Origin of the sequence: Infirmifilum sp. (assembly GCF_049970975.1) — an archaeon.
Taxonomy (GTDB): Archaea; Thermoproteota; Thermoprotei; order Thermofilales; family Thermofilaceae; genus Thermofilum; species Thermofilum uzonense.
This window is the reverse complement of record NZ_JBMFLX010000206.1, coordinates 1-1,647: the sequence shown is the minus strand read 5'-3', so window position 1 is coordinate 1,647 and position 1,647 is coordinate 1. Positions and strand designations below refer to the sequence as shown.

Annotated in this window: 2 protein-coding genes and 1 pseudogene; 1 reads left to right on the top strand and 2 read right to left on the bottom strand. The window is 52.4% G+C overall.

Annotation, left to right across the window (positions count from 1 at the left end; all coding sequences use genetic code 11):
• Positions 1-208: 208 nt before the first annotated feature.
• A pseudogene (locus ACP5KC_RS10580) lies at positions 209-841 on the top strand (hypothetical protein); the annotation flags it as partial.
• Between the two features lie 116 nt (positions 842-957).
• Here ACP5KC_RS10580 and ACP5KC_RS10575 read toward each other — a convergent pair.
• Together ACP5KC_RS10575 and ACP5KC_RS10570 are read right to left on the bottom strand one after the other, a co-directional pair.
• The gene (locus tag ACP5KC_RS10575; RefSeq protein WP_424739044.1) at positions 958-1,413 is read right to left on the bottom strand and encodes a type II toxin-antitoxin system VapC family toxin; all 456 of its coding nucleotides are present in this window, start codon (positions 1,411-1,413) and stop codon (positions 958-960) included.
• Positions 1,403-1,647, bottom strand: a 245-nt coding sequence (locus ACP5KC_RS10570; protein ID WP_428287571.1) for an antitoxin, incomplete at its 5' end; no start/stop codon positions are given. The genes ACP5KC_RS10570 and ACP5KC_RS10575, both read right to left, overlap by 11 nt.

The window sequence follows — 1,647 nt, the reverse complement described above, 5'->3', positions numbered from 1 at the left end:
AAACCCTCATATTCCAGCGAGCTCGGCTATCACTATCCTGATATCCTCCGCGTAGCTGTAAGGTACAAGGTTCAGGACTCGGAGCTCCTCGAGGAACTCGCGGGGATGGGCGTGGTCGAGAGAGTACCAGGAGCAGGCAATTCTTTGCCCTAAGTGCCGGTCCCACATGGTGGCTCCTAAGCTTAAATATCCATAATGCGGCTCGGAGAGGCTTATCAAGACGATAGCTGTCAGCCACGTGAAGTGCGGCACCGTAAACGTTGTTGAGAAGATAGAGGGATCCGCATGTAAAAAGTGCGGTGAACCATTATCAAAGGACAACGTTGTACTCCTAGGAATAATGTATAACTGCAGCGAGTGCGGGGCACGCTTCGAGGTTCCACACCCGCTCTTCAAGTGCAGGGCTTGCGGAGCACTATTCGACCACAGGGACGCGATCGTCCTCCCAGTCTACGCCTACAAAGTCAGGAAGGATGGAATCCAACAGGCATTAAAGAGCCTCATGATGATGGAGGTAAAAAGCGTCGCGGAAAAAATGGGTCTCACGGCTAAACTCTCCCAAGCAGTCCAAGGTAGAACGGGTTTCACCCACCGCGTGGATATTCTAGTCACAGACGGGAAGAAAAACATATCATTCGACATCGTGCCCGAGTCGCCAGAGTCTATGTCAGAGGTGCTGGCATCAGTCGCCAAGGCCCAGGATATGCGTGACGACCACGTGGTTCTCGCGCCCTCAGGGCTGATAAGCAGGCTCGCATCACAAACCAGCAACGTCGAGGGCTACACCAGCATCGAGGATCTAAAGACAAAAGTTGCTAAAAAGCTGGAAAAGCTGAAATAGTTAAACTCTTCCAGAACTACCTCCCGGTCCGAATCGAGCCTTCCGAGTAATTATTCCCCGAGCAGATCTTCTAGACTATATCCTCTAATTCGAGAGTATACAAGTATCTCCTTGCTTCAAGTTCTTTGAGAACCCTCGTAATCCTTTACATGTCTCACCACTCCGAGCTCTCGAACAGCGTGGTTGCCGAGAAGCCTCTCGTCCGCGGTGTACATCAAGGCACCCAGAGAGTCGGCTAAGACTATGTAGGCGGCGTCATACACAGTCACCCCAAGGTCAAGGCTTGCCTGCAAGCTCCTGGCGATAAAACCAGGCTCTAGATTGTGTAGCACCACCCCGCTCTCCGCTATAAGCCCAAAAGCCCTCTCAGCCTGGCTTCTCCGGACTAAGCCTCGGATAACGTATTTCCTCAGCGCGCTCGCCACCTCGACCAGGAAGAAGGCGGGAGCATGCACCTCCACTAGCCCATCCAACAAGTCGTCCCTCAGCTTGAACGCATGATCACTGTAAGCCTCCAAAATAACCCACTTGACAGCTACACTCGCATCAGCCACTACAAGCCTAGTGGGCATCCCTTTCCTCTCTTATGAACTCAGCCGCGAGATTGCCCTCAATCCTCCCAATGTCCTCCCTCAGACTGTCCATCTCCCGCCTCAAAGCCTCAGCCTTTTTCCTCCTCACAAGCTCCTCAAGGTAGGCGCGTAGCTCGCTGGCATAATCTAAACCTAGCTTCTCGATCTCCTCCTTTAGCCTCCTAGGCACTCTAAAGCTGATTACAGCGCTCATCCTCCTCATGTTTACATTTT

Excerpts from the sequence above, each read along its gene's own strand:
- ACP5KC_RS10575 (WP_424739044.1), bottom strand. The coding sequence starts at position 1,413 with ATGCCCACTAGGCTTGTAGTGGCTGATGCGAGTGTAGCTGTCAAGTGG.